The sequence below is a fragment of the Nocardia sp. NPDC056564 genome (genome assembly GCF_042793755.1).
Lineage (GTDB): Bacteria > Actinomycetota > Actinomycetes > Mycobacteriales > Mycobacteriaceae > Nocardia.
Genome location: NZ_JBHTUR010000002.1, coordinates 501413 through 522281 on the forward strand (window position 1 = coordinate 501413; position 20869 = coordinate 522281).

18 protein-coding genes are annotated in these 20869 nt (G+C 67.5%); 9 read left to right on the forward strand and 9 right to left on the reverse strand.

The genetic code is table 11. The annotated features are described in order from the left end of the window. The first annotated feature begins 109 nt into the window (after positions 1–109). Together ACFQ9K_RS06380 and ACFQ9K_RS06385 are read left to right on the forward strand one after the other, a co-directional pair. A complete protein-coding gene (locus ACFQ9K_RS06380) occupies positions 110–475 on the forward strand; it encodes a cobalamin biosynthesis protein (protein WP_378715268.1) in 366 nt (121 codons plus the stop codon). An 85-nt stretch (positions 476–560) separates the two neighbouring features. After that, positions 561–953 (forward strand): VOC family protein, encoded by a 393-nt coding sequence (locus ACFQ9K_RS06385; RefSeq protein ID WP_378982868.1) that lies wholly within the window; start codon positions 561–563, stop codon positions 951–953. Position 954: 1 nt separating this feature from the next. Here ACFQ9K_RS06385 and ACFQ9K_RS06390 read toward each other — a convergent pair whose 3' ends face one another. Both ACFQ9K_RS06390 and ACFQ9K_RS06395 read right to left on the reverse strand, forming a co-directional pair. Next, positions 955–2052, reverse strand: coding sequence for a hypothetical protein (locus ACFQ9K_RS06390; protein ID WP_378722579.1), 1098 nt, complete (start codon positions 2050–2052; stop codon positions 955–957). 8 nt (positions 2053–2060) lie between these two features. Next, the gene (locus tag ACFQ9K_RS06395; RefSeq protein WP_378722578.1) at positions 2061–3191 is read right to left on the reverse strand and encodes a phosphotransferase family protein; all 1131 of its coding nucleotides are present in this window, start codon (positions 3189–3191) and stop codon (positions 2061–2063) included. Positions 3192–3588: 397 nt separating this feature from the next. Here ACFQ9K_RS06395 and ACFQ9K_RS06400 point away from each other — a divergent pair, with 397 nt between their 5' ends. Continuing rightward, positions 3589–4890, forward strand: coding sequence for a DoxX family protein (locus tag ACFQ9K_RS06400; RefSeq protein WP_378722577.1), 1302 nt, complete (start codon positions 3589–3591; stop codon positions 4888–4890). Positions 4891–4908: 18 nt separating this feature from the next. Here ACFQ9K_RS06400 and ACFQ9K_RS06405 read toward each other — a convergent pair whose 3' ends face one another. Next, positions 4909–5868, reverse strand: a complete 960-nt coding sequence (locus tag ACFQ9K_RS06405) for an isopenicillin N synthase family dioxygenase (protein WP_378722576.1) — start codon at positions 5866–5868, stop codon at positions 4909–4911. A gap of 106 nt (positions 5869–5974) precedes the next feature. Next, positions 5975–6448 (reverse strand): nucleoside deaminase, encoded by a 474-nt coding sequence (locus tag ACFQ9K_RS06410; protein ID WP_378722575.1) that lies wholly within the window; start codon positions 6446–6448, stop codon positions 5975–5977. 84 nt (positions 6449–6532) lie between these two features. Between ACFQ9K_RS06410 and ACFQ9K_RS06415 the strand changes: the two genes are divergently transcribed. Further along, complete coding sequence (locus ACFQ9K_RS06415; protein ID WP_378722574.1) at positions 6533–8065, forward strand: PucR family transcriptional regulator; 1533 nt, start codon at positions 6533–6535, stop codon at positions 8063–8065. 276 nt (positions 8066–8341) lie between these two features. On the opposite strand, the gene ACFQ9K_RS06420 is transcribed toward ACFQ9K_RS06415, so the two are convergent. Next, positions 8342–9727: a purine-cytosine permease family protein gene (locus ACFQ9K_RS06420; protein ID WP_378722573.1), complete on the reverse strand. Its 1386-nt coding sequence runs from the start codon at positions 9725–9727 to the stop codon at positions 8342–8344. Positions 9728–9818: 91 nt separating this feature from the next. Continuing rightward, complete coding sequence (locus tag ACFQ9K_RS06425; RefSeq protein WP_378722571.1) at positions 9819–10790, reverse strand: hypothetical protein; 972 nt, start codon at positions 10788–10790, stop codon at positions 9819–9821. Positions 10791–10971: 181 nt separating this feature from the next. Here ACFQ9K_RS06425 and ACFQ9K_RS06430 point away from each other — a divergent pair, with 181 nt between their 5' ends. The 5 genes from ACFQ9K_RS06430 (at position 10972) to ACFQ9K_RS06450 (ending at position 17411) form a co-directional block, all read left to right on the forward strand. Next, positions 10972–11637, forward strand: a complete 666-nt coding sequence (locus ACFQ9K_RS06430) for a LuxR C-terminal-related transcriptional regulator (protein ID WP_378722570.1) — start codon at positions 10972–10974, stop codon at positions 11635–11637. Beyond that, a complete protein-coding gene (locus tag ACFQ9K_RS06435; RefSeq protein WP_378722583.1) occupies positions 11634–13937 on the forward strand; it encodes an ATP-binding protein in 2304 nt (767 codons plus the stop codon). Before ACFQ9K_RS06430 ends, ACFQ9K_RS06435 begins: the two co-directional genes overlap by 4 nt. Before the next feature lie 217 nt (positions 13938–14154). Further along, entirely contained in the window at positions 14155–14307 is a 153-nt protein-coding gene (locus ACFQ9K_RS06440) for a hypothetical protein (protein WP_378722569.1), read from the forward strand. A 292-nt stretch (positions 14308–14599) separates the two neighbouring features. Beyond that, entirely contained in the window at positions 14600–15790 is a 1191-nt protein-coding gene (cobA, locus tag ACFQ9K_RS06445) for a uroporphyrinogen-III C-methyltransferase (protein ID WP_378722582.1), read from the forward strand. A gap of 160 nt (positions 15791–15950) precedes the next feature. Beyond that, positions 15951–17411 carry an MFS transporter gene (locus ACFQ9K_RS06450; protein WP_378722581.1) on the forward strand — a complete coding sequence of 487 codons (1461 nt, stop codon included), beginning with the start codon at positions 15951–15953 and terminating at the stop codon, positions 17409–17411. 18 nt (positions 17412–17429) lie between these two features. Here ACFQ9K_RS06450 and ACFQ9K_RS06455 read toward each other — a convergent pair whose 3' ends face one another. Genes ACFQ9K_RS06455 through ACFQ9K_RS06465 form a run of 3 tightly spaced genes read right to left on the reverse strand, consistent with a single transcriptional unit; the run spans position 17430 to position 20790 of the window. Beyond that, positions 17430–17843, reverse strand: a complete 414-nt coding sequence (locus ACFQ9K_RS06455) for a PPOX class F420-dependent oxidoreductase (protein WP_378722568.1) — start codon at positions 17841–17843, stop codon at positions 17430–17432. Between the two features lie 56 nt (positions 17844–17899). Next, positions 17900–19267, reverse strand: a complete 1368-nt coding sequence (locus ACFQ9K_RS06460) for an aspartate aminotransferase family protein (RefSeq protein ID WP_378722567.1) — start codon at positions 19265–19267, stop codon at positions 17900–17902. A 32-nt stretch (positions 19268–19299) separates the two neighbouring features. Beyond that, the gene (locus ACFQ9K_RS06465) at positions 19300–20790 is read right to left on the reverse strand and encodes a CoA-acylating methylmalonate-semialdehyde dehydrogenase (RefSeq protein WP_378722566.1); all 1491 of its coding nucleotides are present in this window, start codon (positions 20788–20790) and stop codon (positions 19300–19302) included. Positions 20791–20869 lie beyond the last annotated feature (79 nt).

Below are 20869 nucleotides of genomic sequence, written 5' to 3' on the forward strand. Positions count from 1 at the left end.
ACTCGGGGATGCGTCGGCGTGATCTCGATGCGCCGAGCTACTGCTGCCGCAATGCCATTCCGCGCACGCCGTGTGCGACTCTCCGCTCTGCTACGCATGAAGGTGACCAGTGTCTGAATTGATCGTCGGCCTCGGGTTGCGGCCGGGTACCCCTGCTGATCGCATCGTGGTGGTGGTGCGGAAAGTGCTGGCGTTCAATCAGGTCAGCTGTTTGGCGACCATCGATCGACGGGCAGCGGAGCCGGGGTTGATCGATGCGGCGGCTGTGCTCGGCGTGCCGATCCGCACCTTCACCGCCGCCGAGTTGGCGGAAGTGGCGGTACCGAACCCGGATTCGCGGACGGTGGCCGCCGTGGGTACGGCGAGTGTCGCGGAGGCCGCCGCCATCCTCGCGGCGGGCGGTGGCGACCTGGTCGTCCCCAAACGCACCGTGCACGGTGTTGTCATCGCTGCCGCTCGGCGTAACGCGGACTGAACGGCGACGCTTCCTCGACTCGGACCGGCGCTACCTGCACCCGGAACCAGGTGAATCGGCGACCACCGAGTGGTTTGATGACGGAGTGGATATCCGCGGGATCGACAACGTGCTGGTGCCGGTCGGGGATCTCACTGCGGCAGTGGACTTCTACGCGAACCGGCTGGGTCTCTCGGTGCGATTCACGGTGCCGGAGCGCGGGATCGCGCTGTTCGGCGTCGCCGCGGAGACCCCGGGCATCATGGCGATGACCGATCCGGCCGCGGGTCAGGGCGGGCCACCCGCGATGCGGGTCTGGCTCGAGGTGCCCGACGCACAGGCCGCGGCGGCCGAACTCGAAGAGCGCGGTGTCGAAATACGCACCGCGCCCTTCGAAGTCGCGACCGGGTGGAGCGTGGAGGTGACCGATCCGTGGGGCAATGTGATCGGCCTGACCGACTACAGTAAGCGCCCCGAACTGGCCCGTCCCGCGTTCTGACCTACGGCGCGACCGAACCCCAGTCGGCGAAGCCGGTCGGGTCGTGCCTGCCGAGGCTGGCGTGTTCGAACAGCCCCCAGCCCTCGGCGTCGCCGCAGCGGGCATGCGCCACATGGTCGATGACGCCGTACGGCGTGCGGGCGACGATGGCCGGGTCGGTCAGGTCGTACACGCTCGACAGCGACCAGTCGCGCCCCTTCCACTGACCGTGCTGCCAGTCCGGATCGCCGCCGTAACCGCAACCGACGTGCAGCGGCACATTGGTGCCCGTGCTCACCTCGATCTCCAGCGGCTTGCCGTCCGGCGTGCTCAGCTCCAGTCGCGCGCCGACGGGAATCCTTGTGCCGGAACGGTAGTCGATCGAGATGCGCGGCCAGCCGAGCTGTTCGGTGCGCCCGTCCGGCCAGATTCGCACGGCGTCGTTCAGCGTGCGGGTCCCGTCCGGGTCCTCCTGCACGATGACGACGACCGCGAAGTCGTCGAACCGCAGCGGCACATACATCCACCAGAAGCCGCCGGCCGGCTCGCTGGCCACCCGCCCGGGCGGCTCGCTCTCGCCGACCGGCCGGATGCCCCAGGACCGGTCCCTGGTGCCGGTCCACACCGCCGGGTCGACGGTGATGTCGTCGCCGTCCACGTTCATCGTCCCGGCCCAGGAACCGAGCTGAGCGAACCGCGACGCCTGGATGATCGGCCGGTTGCCGGCCAGGATCAGGTGCGGCTGCTCCTGCACGGTGGGGAAGGCACCCTCCCAGGTGAGGTCGAAGGACAGGTCGTCGTGCTCGCAGATCACCCGGATCCGTTGCAGCGGCTCGACCACCTCGATGCGGTAGCCGCCGACCCGCTGGTCCAGGCTGCGGTCGCCGAGCGCGTCGGAGAAGCGGACGCTGCGCTGCACGTCGCCGCGCCGGACCAGCGCGTAGGCATCGGTCACCCCGAGGTTCGGGTAGACGCCGAAGCCGGTGATGAATAAGGTGCCGCCGTCGCGGTTGTGACCGTTGAAATAGCTGCGGTCGTAGAAGTTGCGGTCGGTGCTGGCTACCCGGGCCAGCGATAGACCGGTCTGGTGAATCGGGTACTCGTCCAACGGAACTGGCATGGCGGATCTCAATCCCACTCGTAGGTACCATCGAGCAGCCGTTCCAGGCTCGCTCGATGCATGACATAGTCGTCCCGGTCGGGGGTGTCGGTGTCCTCGCCGAAATGGATCATCCGGCGCTTCACCCTGGCCATCACGATGCCGTGCCGCAGCGCGGCGTAGATGATGTGCCAGTCCAGGTTCTGGACCGTATGACCGGTCAGCTCTTCGTATTTCGCGACCACGTCGGCGCGGCGCAGGAAGTCGGGCAGTCCGGGCTGGTCGAATCGGGTGGCGATGTCCTGGAAGAACCGGTGGATGAAGATCACCCAGGCGACGTCCAGTTCGCGCGGCCCCAATGCGGCCATCTCCCAGTCCAATACGGCGGCGGGCTCGAACTCGTCGAAGATGATGTTGCCCGGCCTGGCGTCGCCCCAGCTGAGCACGTCAGGTCCGGGATCGGCGGGCCAGTTGTCGTCGAGCCAGGCGAAAGCCCGCTCCAGCAACGGAATCTGGTAGCCGTCGTCGGCGAGCGCCCAGCGGTACCACGCCTTCTGCGCCTCGACATGCCTGCGCAGCGACTGCCCCGGGCCGCGCAGGGCCGGGAAGCGGATCGCCGGATCCGGGATGGCGTGCACCTTCGCGATCACCTCGACGGTGTTCGCGGTGAGCCGCGCGCGCTCCTCGGGGGTGGCGTCGAAGAGCCAGCCGATGAACACGTACGGCGGGTTGTCCGTCGGCACCCGGCCGTCGACCCGCTTCATCACGAAAAACGGTGTGCCGAGCGCCTTCTCGTCCTCTTCCAGCCAGCACAGGCCGGGCACCGGCACGTCGGTGGTCTCGGCGACGCCGGCCATCACCTGGTATTGCGTGGCCAGATCGTAGGTCTCGAACACCGGGAACGACCCGTCCTCCGGCGCCATCCTGGCCACGAACGACCCGCGCTCCTGCCGCCCGTCCACGCTCCATTCGGCGTCGAACAGGATGGAGGTGCTCGACATCCCGCCCGACTGCGGCCGGGACAGCCCGGAGATCTTCGGCGGATGATCGGCGGAGACGCGCGAATCCAGCCAGCGCGCCAGATCCCCGGCGAGCACGTCGAGATCGCGCTCGCTGACGGTCAGCTGCTGCCGCTTGGCGGGATCCGGATCTTCGGCCATCGTTGTCCTCCTGACGCCATGAAACGCGGGCCCGCCTCGGCACAGCCCGCATCGACGGCGGTCCGCCGCGATACGCGACAGTAACGCGTTCCAGTCGGCCCGCGGGTGGAAAACGATCGAGGTTCCCGAACTCGCTCACTGGCCGGAACCGGGCCTTGACATGCGAGTACTCGATGCCGCGCGAGGTGGCACGACGGCCTGGGTGCGGGTAGCACGTACGACTGATTACCTAGGGAAAGACCGGGGATTTCCTGGATGCCGGTGACTCCTCGCCGCAATACCGTTGGCCGCACGCGGAGGTTTTCGGATTGAGGGGTTCGTTTTGAGTGCTGTCGGAACGGTGTCGGTCGATTGGGACACGGAAGCCTCCGCTGTTCGCTCGGACACGCGATGGAATTTGCCGACCCGCATCGCCTTTCGGTTCTGCTTCACCTATTTCGGGTTGTTCTGCCTGATCTTTCCGCAGTTCCTGTTCGTCTATACGGGGCCGCTCGGTCCGAAGCTGCCCGAGCGGGCGATCAACGGGTTCCTGGATCCGTTGAGCCCGATCTGGGAGTGGGTCGGCCAGCACGTCTTCGGCGCGGACGTCGAGCTGCACCTGGATTCGGGCAGTGGCGATCAGGCGATCATCTGGGTGTTCCTGTTCTGCATCCTGGTGGTCGCCGTGGCGACGACCGCACTGTGGACCGTGCTGGATCGCCGGCGCCCGAACTATCAGCGGCTGAACGCCTGGTTCCTGCTGTTCCTGCGCCTCTGCCTCGGCGGGCAGATGCTCTTCTACGGCATGGCCAAGGTCATTCCGTCGCAGATGCCGGAGCCGCCGCTGGCCACCCTGCTCACGCAGTACGGCGACTTCACCCCGGCGGCGGTGCTCTGGATGCAGGTCGGCAGTTCGCCGGTCTACGAGATCCTGCTCGGTTCGGCGGAGGTGCTCGGCGGGCTGCTGCTGTTCCTGCCGCGGACCGCGACGCTGGGCGCGATGATCAGCCTGGTGAGCATGCTGCAGGTGTTCGTGCTGAACATGACCTTCGATGTGCCGGTGAAGATCCTGGCCGGTCACCTCATGCTGATCTCGCTGGTGCTGCTCGCGCCGCAGGCGCGGCGGCTCGCGAATGTGCTTGTCCTGCAACGTCCGTCCGAGCCCGCGACCCAGCCGGAGGTGTTCCGTTCGCGGCGCCTGCGGATGATCGCCGCCGGGGTCCCCGTCGTGCTCGGCATCTGGGTGTTGATCGGCCAGGTGCAACAAGACCTGGAGTTCTGGGACCAGAGCGGCGGCGCGGAAAAGCCCGAGCTGTACGGCATCTGGAAGGTCTCGGAGTTCACCCAGGACGGCCGGCCGCTCGCTCCGCTGATCACCGATCAGAACCGTTGGCAGCGGGTGGTTTTCGACATCGGCGGGATGAACTACCAGAAGATGGACGGCACGCTGGTGCCCGCGGTCGGCACGGTCGACGCCCAGGCGCACACCCTCACGGTGTCCCAGGCGACCGGAGCCGCCCTCCCCGGACACCTCGCCCAGGCGCAGCCGACGCAGATCGCGACGTTCACCTACACCCGGCCCACGCCGGACCGGTTGAGCCTGGACGGCGAACTCAACGGCCACCACGTCACACTCGCCCTCGACCAGGTCGACCTGAATTCATTCCCGTTGCGCAGCACCGGCTTCAAATGGGTCCAGGACTACCCCCACTTCAGCTGACACCTGGTGCGGCCTCGGTCAGCCGATGGTGATCGCGTCGAGGCGGGTGCGGAGGAAGTCGGCGGAGACGACGGGTGGGAGGCCGGGGATGCGGCCGACCGGTGGGTCGAGCGGGGTGACCACCGCGTCGTGGTCGAGTTCGTAGAAGTAGATGAGCGAGACGAGGTCTTCCTCGGGGGCCGCCGCTTGCGGGGGCAGCACGCGATGGCGACCGGACGGCCAGCGTTCGCCGCTCCAATAGGCAAGCAGGTCGCCGATATTCACGGTCAGCGCGGCCGCGTCGTAGGGTGCGTCGGCCCAGCCCTCCGCCTCGGTGTAGACCTGTAATCCGCCCGCGCCGGGCTCGCGGTCCAGCACGGTGACGGTGCCGAAATCGGTGTGCGGGCCGATCCGGAACTGGCCGGGCTCGGGAGTGCCGACCACGGTCATCGGCGGGTAGTGATTGATGTTGCAGGTCCAGGTGGGACGGCCGGCCAGATCCTGGAAAGGGTTGGCGGGCAACTGAAGTGCCGCCGCGAAGAGCGCGAGCAACTCGTCGGACAGGGTGCGCACGGCGTCGGTGTAGGCGGTGAGCAGTTCGCGCAGCTCGATCACCTCGTCCGGCCAGACATTGGGCAGGAACCACACCGCGTCGACGCGCGGATCGCCGGTGGCGGTGTCCGCGCCGACGGCGAAGGTCTCCTTCAGATCGGGCGGCGTCGCGGTCCCCTCGGCGTAGCCGTTGGCCTCCTTGCCCGGTCCGATCCACCCGCGCCCGCCGACCGTGACGGCGTAGCGCTCCTTCACCGCGTCCGGCAGCGCGAAGAACCGCCGCGCCGCCGCGCGCACCGAACCGGCCAGGCCCTCCGGCACACCATGCCCGTGGACCAGCAGGAACCCGGCGCGACGCAACCCCTCGTCCACCTCGCGCTCGACCTCGGCCGCGGCAGGGCCGCCGCTACGCCACCGGGACAGGTCGATCGTTGCGATCGCGTTCACTGCGTCTCACTCTCTGTGCTGGCGTCGGCCCGCTCGGATCGGCGCGCTCCCGCCTGTCGGCCGCTCACGTGCGGGTCGCCGGGCTCACGACCAGGGCAGGCCCTGCTCAGTGCGCCTCTATCTCGTTCGTGACACCGATGTCCTCGTTCCACAGCGCGGGGTGGTCGGTGATGAACTCGGTCATCATCGCCACGCACCGGTCGTCCTCCAGCACGGTCACCGCGACGCCGTGCTCGGCCAGCCAGTCGTGGCCGCCGTGGAAGGTCTGCGATTCGCCGATGATGACCGAGCCGATGCCGAACTGGCGGACCAGCCCGCTGCAATACCAGCACGGCGACAAGGTGGTCACCATGATCGTCGAACCGTAGTCGCGGCGGCGGCCCGCGGCGCGGAAGGCGTCGGTCTCGGCGTGGATGCTGGGATCGCCGGACTGCACGCGGCGGTTGTGGCCGCGGCCGAGCAGAGTGCCGTCGGCGGCGAACAGCGCCGCGCCGATCGGGATGCCGCCCTCGGCGAGGCCGAGCTGGGCCTCGTCGTATGCCACCTCGAGCAGTTGTCGTGCCGATATCGCCTGCGTCATGGGTCCAGCCTCCAAGGGAACCGCTGCGGCCGCAACGTACAGATCGTCCGCCCGGTCCGGGCACGCGGATGACAGGATGACCGTATGTTGCCCACTGTGCGCGAGTTGCTCGACGATCAGTTCGTCGCCGCCGATCCGCTCGTTCTGGCCGGTCACGGCGCGCTCCGGCGGTCGGTCCGGTGGGTGCATTCGAGCGAGATCTACGAGATCAGTCCGCTGCTGTCCGGCGGGGAACTGCTGCTCACCACCGGCCTCGGGCTGACCGGGGTGGACGCGGGGATGCGCAGGCACTACCTGCGCGAGATCGCCGGGCGCGGGGTGGCCGGCGTCGCCTTCGAACTCGGCCGCACCTTCGACGCCATCCCGCCGGACATGGTGGCGGAGGCGTCGCGGCACAGCCTGCCGCTGATCGCGTTGCGCAGCGTGGTGCCGTTCATCGATCTGTGTCGCGCGGCGAACACCGAGATCGTGTCGCGGGAGGTGCGTTCGCTGCGGCTGCTCAACGAGCTGGCCCGCGAGCTGACCGGTGAGCTGGCCGCGGGGAACGGTCTCGCGCAGTTGCTCGCCAGGATCGGTCAGGTCACCGGCTGCGCGCTGATCGTGACCAGCGGCAATGGCGCGCTGATCGCCGCGCATGGCGTCGACGATGATCGATCGGCCTGGGCCGCGGTCGAATCCGGCGCCGCCGCCGCGTCGATCCGGGTCAAGGACAACACCCTGGGGACGCTCACCGCGGGGCCGGGCTCGGCACTGGACGGTGCGACTCTCGCCGTGGTCCTCGATCAGTCCGCGCCGAGTCTCGGCCTCGCACTGGCGAATTCGGGCGCACCGACCGGACGGCCGCAGCTGGCCGCGACCACGCTGCTCGCGGATCTGTTGGACGGCAAGGCGATTCGACAAGCCGATCTCAAGGTGCGGGCCGCGGCCGCTGGTGTGCCCGCGTTGACCGGGCGCACGCTGGTACCGGTGGCGGTCGACGCGCCCGATGCGCGCATCGCGACCCGCCTGATCGATACCGCGGCAAAGGAACTCGGCAGGCCGGGACTGGTGGCCGAGGTGCACGCCACCACCTACGGGGTGCTCGCGCTGGACCAGGCCGTCGCCGACCCGGTCGGTGCGACGGTCCGCCTGCTGCGGAACGCGTTCGCCACCAACAGCATCGATGGCGTCACCCTGGTCGTCGGCGACCCGTGCGACTTCACCTCCGCCGCGCTGACCGGCTCACTCGAAGCAACCCGGTCCGCGCTGCGCCTGGCCACCCGGCACCGCCGCGACTGGCTGGTCGGCAGCCCCGTCTCCACCTGCCGCGAACTGGCCACCGAACTGGTCGTCGAATCCCTGCCCGCCGCCGAACGGACTCGCCTCATCGCCACCACGGTCGCCCCGCTGATCGCCTGGGACACAACCCATCACAGCAACCTCGCGCGCACCCTCGAGGTCTACCTCCGGCACGGCGCCAGCCCCACCCGCTGCGCCACCACTCTGCACATCGGCCGCCAATCCCTCTATCAGCGCCTGGACCGCATCCGCGAGCTGCTCGGCTACGACCCCGCCACCCCCGCCCTGACCGGCACGCTTCTGCTCGCGCTGTGCGCCCACCGCCTTGCCACCCCGTGAGCTGTCGCATGGTAGTGGTGACCGAACTCCGCCGAGTTCTCGATCCGCCCGACGTCGTAACGGCCGGGCAGGATCCGGGCCGAGACCGCCGCCCCGAATGGCCGAATTGAAAGTAAACAAACAGAATTCGGTACGCGCCAGCTAGACGAAGCTGTCGTAGACGATCAACCGCGTTCCGCGCGGCAGCACCACCGACTGCGGACTTCGAGAACCTGCGCCTCGGACATACGGCCGGCCGCTCGCGCCTACCGCACCGCGTCGCTTGTCGACCAGTGCTCAGCCTGTAGTAACCCGGCGCCGGCCGAGCGCGAAGTAGGCGGCCGCGGCGAGGACGAAGCCGACGAAGAAGGTGATGTCGCCGAGGTCGGGGAGTTGGCGGACGAGGTAGCCGGTGAACTTGGCCTGGTTGGAGAACAGCAGCACGGAGACGGCCAGGCCCAGCAGGAACGCCGCTACGCCAGGCCAATTGGTGTACGCGCGGTGGTAGAGCAGATCATCGATCCGGCGGCCGCGGCGCAGGTACTGGTCGACGAACATCACGCCGAGCCAGGGGCCGATCCAGTACGCGACGATCAGCAGGAACGCCTCGTAGCTGGCGGCGGCGTCGGGCAGCGCCCACCACGCGACCAGGAAACCGATGGCGCCGAAGCAGACCGAGACCACCGCCCGCTGTGTACGGACCGGCAGCTTGATGCCGATCGTCACGAATGCCATTGCGCCCGAGTACACATTCAACGCGTTGGCCGCGACCGCGCCGAGCGCGATGGCGAGCAGCGTCAGGTTCGCGAGCGCGCCGGGCAGATTCGCGGTGAACACCTCCGTCGGGCTGCCCTGCGCCGAGCCGGCGATGGTGGCCGAGGCCGCGCCGAGCGCCGACAACCACACACAGGAGACGAACAGTCCGGCCCCGGCATAGCCGCCGGTGGCGACCCGGGACACGATCCTGGGCAGGTAGCGAGAGTAGTCCGCCGCGTACGGATTCCAGCCGCCCGCATAGCCGAACGCGGTGCCGACGGTCAGCAGGAATCCGCCGATCCCGCCGACGCCACCGGACGGAGCGGCGGCGCCGAGGTCGGCCTTGCTGAATATGACCACGGTGACCACCAGGAACACGATCGCGAGCACCGGGAACACGAATCGCTCGAACGCGTGCACCAGGTTGTGGCCGAACGCGGCGAATCCGGTCTGCACCAGCACGATCAGGATCAGCGCGGTGAGCTTCGGCAGCCCGGTCAGCGTGCTCAACGCGAACGCGCCGCTCACGCTGTTGGTGGCGAACCAGCCCACCCCGCACATGATCGACATGAACGCGGCGGGCAGCGCGTTGCCCCGATACCCGAAGGCCAAGCGCCCCAGCACCATCTGCGGCACGCCGTGCGCGGGTCCGCGTGCCGACAGCACGTAGTGCGCCGCGGCGCCGAGTCCCACGCCGACCGCGAGCCCGAGTGTCGCCTGCCAGAAGTTCATCCCGAACGCGGTGACCGACAGGACGCCGATGAAGATCGTGGCGAATTCGAGGTTCGGCGACATCCAGGTCCAGAACAGCTGACGCGGCGTGCCGTGCCGGGCGTCGTCGGGAATGTGCTCGTTGCCGCCCGGTTCCACCGCGATGACGCGGTCGGCGTATTCGGACGCCAGCGGCGTGTCATCGGTCAAAGCCATGTATGAACACTGGTCCCTGCCGGGCCGGTCGGCAACGGACGAACCGTACGTCAGTGGCTACCGTGCGGTGGACAATTCGCCCACCCCTGGCTCATCCCGCGACGGCGCTGACCTGGTTGCTCCAATTCGGCGACGGCGCGCCGAACTCACCGCCCGGCCGGAAGGCGGCCGACGCGGCGGCGTCGCCGCGCAACTGCGCCATCAGCCAGGCCGTCGGATAGCCGAGGTAGCCGTACACCCCGGTCGTGCACGGCACCGACGCGGCCGCGCAGTCCGGTTGCCCTTGCACGTCGTTGTGATTCGGGCCGTTGAGCGTGCCCCACGCCTTCGTCAGATTCGCCGGAGTCGCCTCGTAGTACGCCTGATTCGACTGCAACCCCTCCGCCTGCCACGGCAGCAACTGCTGCGACGGGGAGATCAGCCCGTCCGCGGACCCGTTCACGAAGAACACCGAACCCGTTGTCAGCGCACGGGTATCGGCGCAGGAACTCGGCGTGGAGCAGAAGTGCTGCGCCGGAAGCTCCAGCGGCACCGCGGTTTTGATCGCCCCACCCGCATCGCGCAGCGCGTTCAGCACACCGGAGGCGCCCTGCGAATGCCCCATCGCGCCGACCGCCGCCTTGTCCAGCTTCCCGTAGAACACGCTCGCCGGATCACCGTCCTGGGCCAGCAGGTAGTCCAGCGACTTCCGGATATCCACCCCCGACCCGGTGCTCTGATTCTCGGTGCCGATCACCACGAACCCCCACGACGCCAAATGCCGCAGCAGGTAGGCATATTGGCTCGGCACCGCACTGGTCCCGTCGCCCCACACCACAATCGGATGCCGCGTGGCCCCGAGCTCCGTCGGATACCAGACATCGAACTTAGCCCCGGTGGAGTCGCAGCACCCGAAGCCCAGCTTCTCGGTCACCGCCGCCGGACCCGGCTGAAAGTACTTCGCCTCAACCCCCAGCGCCGGAACGTACGGTGCCGGATCAGCCTGCGCGACACCGGCGGTCATCATCCCGATGGCCAGAGTCGCCACCACCATCGAATGTGCTACCCGACCAAAACGATTCATGAGCTGAAGTATAAGGACGGATGATTGTCGCACCTGGCTCCGATTATCCCGACCAGTCGGAATCCCCTGGTAAGACTGGTTTTTCCTAAGTAGTAACGCATCGACCGGCGCGTCGCGACACCTCTAGAGCTACCGGCGCGCAGCGGGGATGCTTAGGGGTGAAGGTACTGAGGAGGCCGTAATGTCGCCAACCAAAGGATCCGCTCGGCGACGGATCGGCGTGGTCGAAGACCACACCGATCTTGTCGTCGCCAGTTTGCAGCGGATTCTGGAACCTTACTCGCACCTTGAAGTCGTCGCGGGTGCTAAAACAGTGGCCGACTTGCTGGCGATTACTGCTGAACTCGATCTGGTTGTCCTTGATCTCCATCATCTGCCGGACGAGTCATCGCCCGCACAGAATGTCGCGGCGCTCCGTGCTGCAGGAATCCACAATGTGCTGGCCTACACCTACGGCGGTAGTCGCGCCCTGGTGCGCGAGGCCGCGAAAGCGGGGGTTCTTGGGATCGTTCCTAAAAACGAATCGCGGGATGCCGTCGTCGAAGCAATAGCGATGACCGCCGAAGGAGAGATGGCGCCATCGATGGATTGGGCCGCCGCTTTGGATTCCGATGAGGCCCTCATACCGGAGCTGACCCCGCGGGAGAAGCAAGTATTGGCGCTATATGCGTCAGGGGAACGCGCTCAAGATGTGGCCGATCTACTCGGGGTACAGACAAGCACGGTGTACGCGCATGTAAAGAAGATCAAGGAGAAGTACGCCGCAGTGGGTCGGCCGGCGCAGAGCAAGGCGATTCTCCGGCGTCATGCGCAACGCGACGGGTTAGCACCCGGCTCGTGGCAATGAAACAGGTAGGGGTAAGCGACTTGCGGTCGCGACAGCCGTCGAACGTCCGCCTCGGAGCGTTTCGGGGACCGGTAGTCGCGGCGGCGGATCAGATCGATGATTACAACGAAACACGGATCTTGCGATTGCTCGCGAGGTTTATCGCCGTCGGCTACTTGATGTATTTTGTCTTGCTGGTCCCACACGTTCGCAACGATGCGGACTACCTCGCGCCGTGGTGGACACCCTTCGCGCTCAGCGTCGTGTTCGGTCCTGCGATCCTGTTGCTCGCAGCAACATTTCGCCCGAACATCGGGTTCGTGCGCCGAGCGGCCGGACTGTGCGCGATCGGATACCTTGTCGCAGTCCTCGGATGGCCGTTGGCCTGGACCGGAACGCACCTGCCGGATGCGCCATGGTTGGTGGTTTTCCCGGGATTGGCAGCGCTCGCTGCTACCGTAGTCTGGCGCCCCTTCTGGACGGTCACTTATTTCGCGGTAATCATCCTGCTTGTGGAGGCCACTGGGCAGAGCCGAGTACCTGAGGCGATTTCTCCGCTGCTATCCGATCTGGCGTTCGGCTTCGGCTTCTCACTGGTGTTCGTCGCTGCAGCGCTGATGGCAGTCCGCACCGGCCGTACCCTGGACGAGACCCGCGATATGTATTTCGCTACCGCCGCTGCGGTCAAAGTGCTCGCGATTCGCGAGGTGGAACGCGAGAAGTTCAGTGACCTGCTGCACGACTGGGTAAGTTTCACGCTTGGCATCGCAGGCCGGGAACCGCGCTCGGATAAAGTGCGTCGGCATGCGGTCATCACCTTGGGAAAACTTGATGACATAGGCAAGGAGATCGACACCGAGCCTATTGGCATCGACCGATTGCTCGGCGGTCTCGCGGCAGCAGTTCGAGAGGTCGATGACGCGATTCCGGTCGTTGTCCGGACGGTCGACGACGTTGGTCCGGCCCGGTTCGAGGCAGAGGCGGCCAAAGCGATCGTGACCGCGGCGGCGGAAGCTGTCCGCAATAGCGTTCGGCATGGCGGAACGGACGCGCGGTGCACGACAAGTATCGAGGTCACGCCGAAGGAACTGGTTGTCACTGTGACCGATGTCGGTATCGGCTTCGAACCAGCCTCCGTTGGCAGTGGTTACGGCGGACAGCGCCATCTCGGGCGGATCCAGCAGTTGCCCGGTGGCACAGTTGAAGTAACTTCTCGCCCCGGGCGGGGAACCAGGGTGCGGCTCCGGGTGACGCCACGTTCCGACATAGCAGACGAGCAGGATTACGCTCGCAACTCGCCCGACGTGCGCTTCCTGCTCGGCATGCATGAGCGGACGGCCTGGCTGGTCGCCGCGATCTATTTGACCGGCATTGCCGCGCTGGCGACCATCGCAGTCACGCGTCACCTGTCGGCATCCGTCGTGGTTGCCGCACTCGCAGGAGTGATGGCTGTCGGCGCGGCATCCGTGGGACTGCTCGCTGTCCCCGGCGATCCACTGCCTTGGCCGGCGACCTTCGCCTTGACAGTGGGCGCTCCGGCGATGTGCGCGTTGGTAATGCTGATTCCACCGGTGATCAACGACACCCACCAGGTCTGGGTGGTCAGCGGATTCACCGGGGTGTGCACGTTCATGTGTGTTCGTGGTCGTACCGGATCCGCCTGGGCGGCAATGATATCGATGATTGTGGTAGCGGCCGTCTGGTCCACACTCGGCGGCCTAGGACCTGGGACCGGCTTCTTTTGGACATTTATCAATTGCGGACCGCTCGCGATGGCGACTCTCTTCGCGGTGACCATCCGTCCGGCCGCGCGAGACATCTTCCTGCTTCGCGAGCAACGCGCCGAACAGTTCGCCATCGAGGCCGCCACTGCGGAGGCCATCAAGGAGCGTGAAATCCAACTTGCGCACCTCGACGAGCTCGCACGACCGTTGTTGCTGCGCATCGCTGGTGAGGACGCGTTTACGATCGAGGATGCGCTGGCCTGCCGTGTCCTCGAAGCACAGTTGCGCGCCACTCTGCGCGCCAGCGGACTGGTCAACTCGATCGTCAACCCGGCTGCTGAAGCCGCCCGGCGCCGCGGCGTTAAGGTAAATCTGTTGGACGACAACGGAATCGACGATGCGGGCGACGCTGTCCGCAATCGGTTGCTGCGTGGAATCGCCGCAGAGCTCGATCGCGCAAATACTGGAACGATGACAATTCGAATCAACCCGCCGGGGCGCCAATACCTGGCAACTATCGTGGCGCGCAGTGGCGTTGGTGTACGGCGGGTTTCCTTCGACCAGGAGGGCCGTCCAGTGAACACTTCGGTCGGATAGCGGGTTCAGCAGCTGTTTCCAAGACACTCCCAACTAATTGGGAATGTTGCGCGTCGTGTGCAGTCCGTAGCGTTGACCTCGGAACATTCGAGTTCTCACTTGCCCGTCTGTCATACCTGCGGCATCGGTCGCGCCTAGGAAGCCAAGAGGTCATTCTGTGTCGAAAATAAAGTCCTTGCACCGTTCCTTCGGTCGAGCTCGCGTACAGCATCGTTCGATGTTGGTCGTTCTCGGAGCCGTATCGGCCATGTTGATCGTGTATTCGCCGAACCCTGTTGTCGGGCTTCTCGTGCTGGCAATTGTGCTGGGTGTCGAACTGCCCCTGGCCGTCGGGAACTTCTTGGGAGTGCTTGCGCCACAATCGCTTTGACTGCCTCGGGTCTGGCGACGGCGCGATCGTTTCGGTGTTCATGGGCTTTGGTGGGTAACATGGCTTGTGGGCCCGGGTTTGCAGGATCGTTGGATTTCGAGGGCAGATCGGGCCTCATAGAGCGATCCTTTCCGGTGGAGCAGGAGACTGCCGTACCAGCGGTGACCCGAGTCGATTGCGATGGCCTCGGCGGCAGGCCGTAGGCTCGAAAACTGTGCCGAACACGTCAGACCGCAGCGCCGACCAGGCGGTATCCGATGCCGCCGCGTCCAGGGAGGGCGATCCGAACTATCTGGTCGGGCTCGATCTCGACGGGCGGCGGGTCGTCGTGGTCGGCGGCGGGACGGTGGCGCAGCGCAGGCTCGGGCTGCTGATCGCGTCCGGCGCTGACGTGCACGTGATCAGCCGCGAGGTGACGCCGGCGGTCGAGGGGATGGCGACTTCCGGGCAGATCACCGTCACGCTGCGCGCCTACGCCGACGGCGACCTGGACGGCGCCTGGTACGCGATCGCCTGCACCGACGAGCCGGAGACGAACGCGGCCGTGGTCGAGGAGGCCACGCGGCGCCGCGTCTTCTGCGTGCGGGCCGATATCGCCCGGCTCGGCACGGCGGTCACGCCCGCGACGGCACGGTATGACGGTATGTCCCTCGGCGTGCTGGCCGGCGGGCAGCACCGCCGCTCGGCCGCGGTGCGCAACGCGCTGCTGGAGGCGCTGCAATCCGGTGTGGTGACCGATGATTCGACGCCGATCACACCGGGCGTCGCCCTGGTCGGCGGCGGACCCGGCGATCCGGACCTGATCACCGTGCGCGGTCGTCGGCTGCTCGGGCGGGCGAATCTGGTGGTCGCCGATCGCCTCGCCCCGCCGGAACTGCTGGCCGAGCTCGGCCCCGACGTCGAGGTGATCGACGCGGCGAAGATCCCGTACGGACGGGCGATGGCTCAGGACGCGATCAATGCCGCGCTCATCGAGGGAGCCAAGGCGGGCAAGTTCGTCGTCCGGCTCAAGGGCGGCGATCCCTACGTCTTCGGCCGCGGCTTCGAAGAACTCGAAGCCTGCGTCGACGCGGGCATCCCGGTCACCGTGGTCCCCGGCATCACCAGCCCGATCTCGGTCCCCGCGGCCGCGGGCATCCCGGTGACCCATCGCGGCGTCACCCACGAATTCGTGGTGGTCAGCGGCCACGTCGCCCCCGACCACCCGGACTCCCTCGTCGACTGGCCCGCCCTCGCCCGCCTGCGCGGCACCATCGTCCTGATGATGGCCGTCGAACGCATCGAGCAGTTCGCCACCGTCCTGCTCGAGCACGGCCGCGCCGCGACCACCCCCGCCACGGTCATCCAGGAGGGCACCCTCCGCACCCAACGCGTCCTACGCGCCGACCTGGCCACCGTCGCCGCCCGGGTGAAGGACGAAGGAATCCGCCCACCCGCCATCGTCGTCATCGGCCCCACCGCAGGTTTCTCCACAGACAGCTGATCCCAGCCGCACACCTCCCGACTTCTCGCACACCGACTCGCCGCGCGAACACGCGTGCGTTTGTCAGGAGGTGTGCGGGTGGGGTGATAGGCCGCCGGTATGGGGGCGGGGGATGGGGTAAGTACAGTGGCTCACTGTGCTCGAGAATCCCGCTGCGACGATGCAGTATCCGATGAAGCAGCGGGCCTTCGGGCTCGCCATCCTTGTGCTGAGCGGGCTGCAACTCATGGTGGTGCTGGACGGCACCGTGGTGATCTTCGCGCTGCCCCGGTTGCAGGAGGAGATGGGGCTGTCCAGTGCGGGTAGCGCGTGGACGGTGACCTCCTACGGTCTCACCTTCGCCGGGCTCATGCTGCTCGGCGGCCGGCTCGGCGACGCGTTCGGGCGCAAGCGGATGCTGATCATCGGCGTCGCGCTGTTCACCTTCGCCTCGCTGCTCTGCGGCCTGGCGCAGAACGAGGGCATGCTGCTCGCCGCCCGCGCGATTCAGGGCGCGGGCGCGGCGATCGCGGCCCCGACCGCATTCGCCCTCGTGGCAACGACTTTCGCGCCGGGCAAGGCGCGCAACCAGGCGATCGCGATCGTCGGCTCGATGGTCGGCATCGGCTCGGTCGGCGGCCTGGTGGTCGGCGGCGCGCTGACCCAGGTGTCCTGGCGCTGGATCTTCCTGATCAACGTGCCGATCGGCGTGCTGATCATCGTCGGCGCGATCTACAAGCTGGCCGATACCGCGCATCACCGCTCGCCGCTGGACGTGCGCGGCGCGATCCTCGGCACCCTCGCCTGCGCGGCCATCGTGTTCGGCGCGACCGAGGGACCCGAGATGGGCTGGGACAACCCGTTCATCATCGGCGCGCTGATCGGCGGCGTGCTGCTGCTGGTGGTGTTCGTGATCATGGAACGCCAGATCGAGGATCCGCTGCTGCCCTGGTCGCTGTTCGACAGCCGGGACCGGGTCGCGACCTTCCTGCTGATCTTCCTGGCCGGCGGCGTGCTCGGCGCGATGACCTTCTTCGTCGCACAGTTCTTGCAGAACGTCATCGGCTACAGCCCGCTGCAAGCCGGTGTCGCGGCCATCCCGTTCACCATCGGCATCGGCATCGGCGGCGCGCTGGCCTCCAAGCTCGCCCTGCTCATCGCGCCGCGCTGGCTGCTGGCCGGGGCGGCGGTGGTGCTCGGCGTCGGCCTGCTGTTCGGCTCGACGCTCGACGGCGACGTGCACTACCTGACCACCCTGCTGCCGCTGCTCGTGGTGATCGGCTTCGGCGTCGGCATGGCGATGGTGCTCGCGCCGCTGTGCGTGCTGGTCGGGGTGTCCGCGGAGAACATCGGGCCGCTGTCCGCGGTGGGGCAGATGTTCATGAACCTGGCCACGCCGGTGGCCATCGGCCTGCTCACGCCGATCGCGGCCTCGCGCACCCTCTCGCTCGGCGGGCGGACCGGCAAGGTGACCGAGATGAACGCGACCGAGGTCGCCGCGCTCGGCAGCGGCTACACGCTGGTGCTGTTCGTCTGTGCGATCGTCGCGTTCGTGGCCGGGCTGATCGCGTTGACCCTGCGCTTCACGCCGGCCCAGCTCGCGCAGGCCCAGCACGCGCAGGAAGAGGCCCAGCAGGCCTGAGCCCGCTGGGCCGGTTGCTCAGAGTCGACCGGCGACCTTGCTCGGCGTCACCCGCACGATGACGCGCGGCCCGTCGTTGACCGAGGCCGGGTTGAAGTCCAGGTACTTCTGCCCGGTGTACTTCTCCGACAGCTTGTTCGGCAGGGTCTTGTCCGGATCCGGGGTGAGCGTCGCGGTGCCGCGGATCTCGGCGTAGGTGTACGGGTTCTCCGGCGGGTTGACCATGATGGTGATCCGCGGATCGCGGGCCAGGTTCTTGCCCTGCTGGCGATCGGTGGTGGTGGAGAACAGCAGGTCGTCGCCGTCGCGCTCGAGCCAGATGACGGTGAGGTGCGGCTGGCCGTTCGGGTTCGTCGTCGCGGCCGTCGCGAACACCTTGGACTCGTCCAGATACTTCTTCAGATCTTCGGAAAGCTCAGTGGTATCGGTCACGCATAAAGGGAACAGCCCGGAAGCCGAAGGCATTCCGGGCGGTCACCGGGACATGGTCAGCGAGCGTGCCGGTCGGCCACGGCCAGCGTGTGGTCCAAGATCGCCAGCCCCTCCTTCGCCTCCGCCTCGCTGACGATGCACGGCGGCACCACGTGCAGCCGGTTGAAGTTGACGAACAGCAGCAGCCCCGCCGCCTTGCCCGCGGCGACCACCTCGTTCATCGCCGGACTCGTCCCGCCGTACGGCGCGAGCGGTTCGCGCGTGGCCCGGTCACGGACCAGTTCCAGCGCCCAGAACACCCCGGTGCCGCGCACCTCGCCGATGCTCGGGTGCCGCTCGGCGAGCTCCCGCAGCCCGGGACCGAGCACCCGGGCGCCGATGTCGGCGGCGTTCTCGATGATGCGCTCGTCCGCCATCGCGTTGATCGTCGCGACCGCGGCGGCCGTCGCCAGCGGATGCCCCGAGTAGGTGAGCCCGCCGGGGTAGGGCCGCTCGTCGAACGTCGCGGCGATGGCCGGGCTGATCGCCACCCCGCCGAGCGGCACATACCCGGAGTTCACCCCCTTGGCGAAGGTGATCAGATCGGGCACGACGCCCTCGAAATGCTCTATCGCGAACCATTTCCCGGTCCGGCCGAACCCCGACATCACCTCGTCGGCGATGAAGACGATGCCGTACTTGTCGCACAGCGCCCGCACGCCCGCCATGTACCCCGGCGGCGGAATCATGATTCCCGCTGTGCCGGGGATGGATTCGAGCACGATCGCGGCGATGGTGTTCGGTCCCTCGAACGCGATGGTCTGCTCCAGATGCGCCAAAGCGCGCTCGGTTTCCTGGGTTTCGTCGGTCGAGTGGAATTGCGTGCGGTAGAGGAACGGGCCGAAGAAGTGCACCACGCCGGCGTTGCCGTGATCGTTGGCCCAGCGCCGCGGATCACCGGTCAGGTTGACCGCGGTCTCGGTGCCGCCGTGATACGAGCGGTAGCGGGCCAGCACCTTGTAGCGGCCGGTGTGCAGCCGGGCCATCCGCACCGCGTGCTCGACCGCCTCGGCGCCGCCGTTGGTGAAGAAGATCTTGTTCAGCTCGCCCGGCGTCCGCTCGGCGATCAGCCGGGCCGCCTCCGAGCGCGCGTCGTTGACGTGCGGCGGTGCGACGGTGCACAGCTTGGCGGCCTGTTCCTGAATCGCCGCAACGACTTTCGGATGCTGATGGCCGATGTTGGTGTTCACCATCTGGGAGGAGAAGTCGAGCAACCGGTTGCCCTCCCCGTCCCAGACGTAGCAGCCCTGGGTGGCGCTGATCGTCATCGGGTTCAGGTTCGCCTGGGCGGACCAGGAGTGGAAGACGTGGCGGCGGTCGAGCTCGTATGCGCGTTCGGCGGCCGCGCGGGCGGTCTCCGGTGTCAATCCGTTCGGGAGGGTCATCGGCGAGTTCTCCTGCGTCGCTGGGATTGTGGTTACTTGTTTTCCGGGAAGCCGAGGTTGATCCCGCCGTGGCTCGGATCGAGCCAGCGCGTGGTGACCGCCTTGCCCCTGGTGAAGAAGTGCACGCCGTCGGCGCCGTGCGCGTGCGAGTCGCCGAACAGCGAGTTCTTCCAGCCGCCGAAGCTGTAGTAGGACATGGGCACCGGGATCGGCACGTTGATGCCGACCATGCCGACCTCCACCTCGTTATGGAAGCGCCGGGCCGCGCCGCCGTCGTTGGTGAAGATGGCGGTGCCGTTGCCATAGGGGTTGGCGTTGATCAGCGCGAGCGCGTCGTCATAGCCTGCCACCCGCACCACCGACAGGACGGGACCGAAGATCTCGTCGGTGTAGACGCTCATCTCGGGGCCGACATGATCGAGAATCGTCGGCCCGAGCCAGAATCCGTCCGCCGCGCCGTCGGCCTCGATCCCGCGTCCATCGAGAACCACACGGGCGCCAGCGGATTCGCCCGCCGCGATGTACTCGGCGACCTTGTCCCGGTGCGCCCTGGTGACCAGCGGGCCCATGTCGGTGCCGCGGGTGCCGTCGCCGGTCTTGATCGTGGTGGCCCGCTCGGTGATCTTGGCGACCAGCTCGTCGGCCGCGTCGCCGACCGCGACCACGACGCTGATCGCCATGCATCGCTCACCCGCGGAACCGAATCCGGCGTTCACCGCGGCGTCGGCGGCCAGGTCCAGATCGGCGTCCGGCAGCACCACCATGTGGTTCTTCGCGCCGCCGAGCGCCTGTACCCGCTTGCCCGCGGTGGTCCCGCGCTGATAGACGTACTTCGCGATGGGGGTCGAGCCGACGAACGAGACCGCCTTGATCGCCGGGTTGTCCAGCAGCTCGTCGACCGCGACCTTGTCGCCCTGCACCACGTTGAAAACCCCGGCGGGCAAACCGGCTTCGTCCCACAGCTCGGCCAGCCACAGCGACGCCGACGGATCCTTCTCGCTCGGCTTGAGCACCACCGTGTTTCCCGCGGCGATGGCCAGCGGGAAGAACCACATCGGCACCATCGCCGGGAAGTTGAACGGCGAGATCACCGCGACCGGGCCCAGCGGCTGCCGGATGGAGAAGATGTCCACCTTCGTCGACGCGTTCTCGGTGTACCCGCCCTTGAGCAGATGCGGTACGCCGCAGGCGAATTCGACGACCTCCAGGCCGCGGCTCACCTCGCCCATGGCGTCGGCCAGCACCTTGCCGTGCTCGGCGGTGATCAGCTTCGCCAGGTCCTCCTTGCGCTCGTTCAGCAACTCACGGAAGCGGAACAGGATCTGCGTGCGGCGCGCCAGCGAGGTGTCCCGCCAGGCCGGGAAGGCATCGGCCGCGGCGTCGATCGCGGCCCGGGTGTCCGCGACGTTCGCGAGCGCGACCTGTCCGGTCACCACCCCGGTCGCCGGATTGGTCACCGGCGCGGTCGTCTCGCTGGTGCCTGCGAAAGCCTTGCCGTCGAGCCAGTGCGCGATTGTCTGCATTTCTCCTCGATTCGATCCGTGAGCGTCGCGGGCGTCGGCGGGTGGACGCCTCCTGGGTACTACTCTGCGGCATCAACCT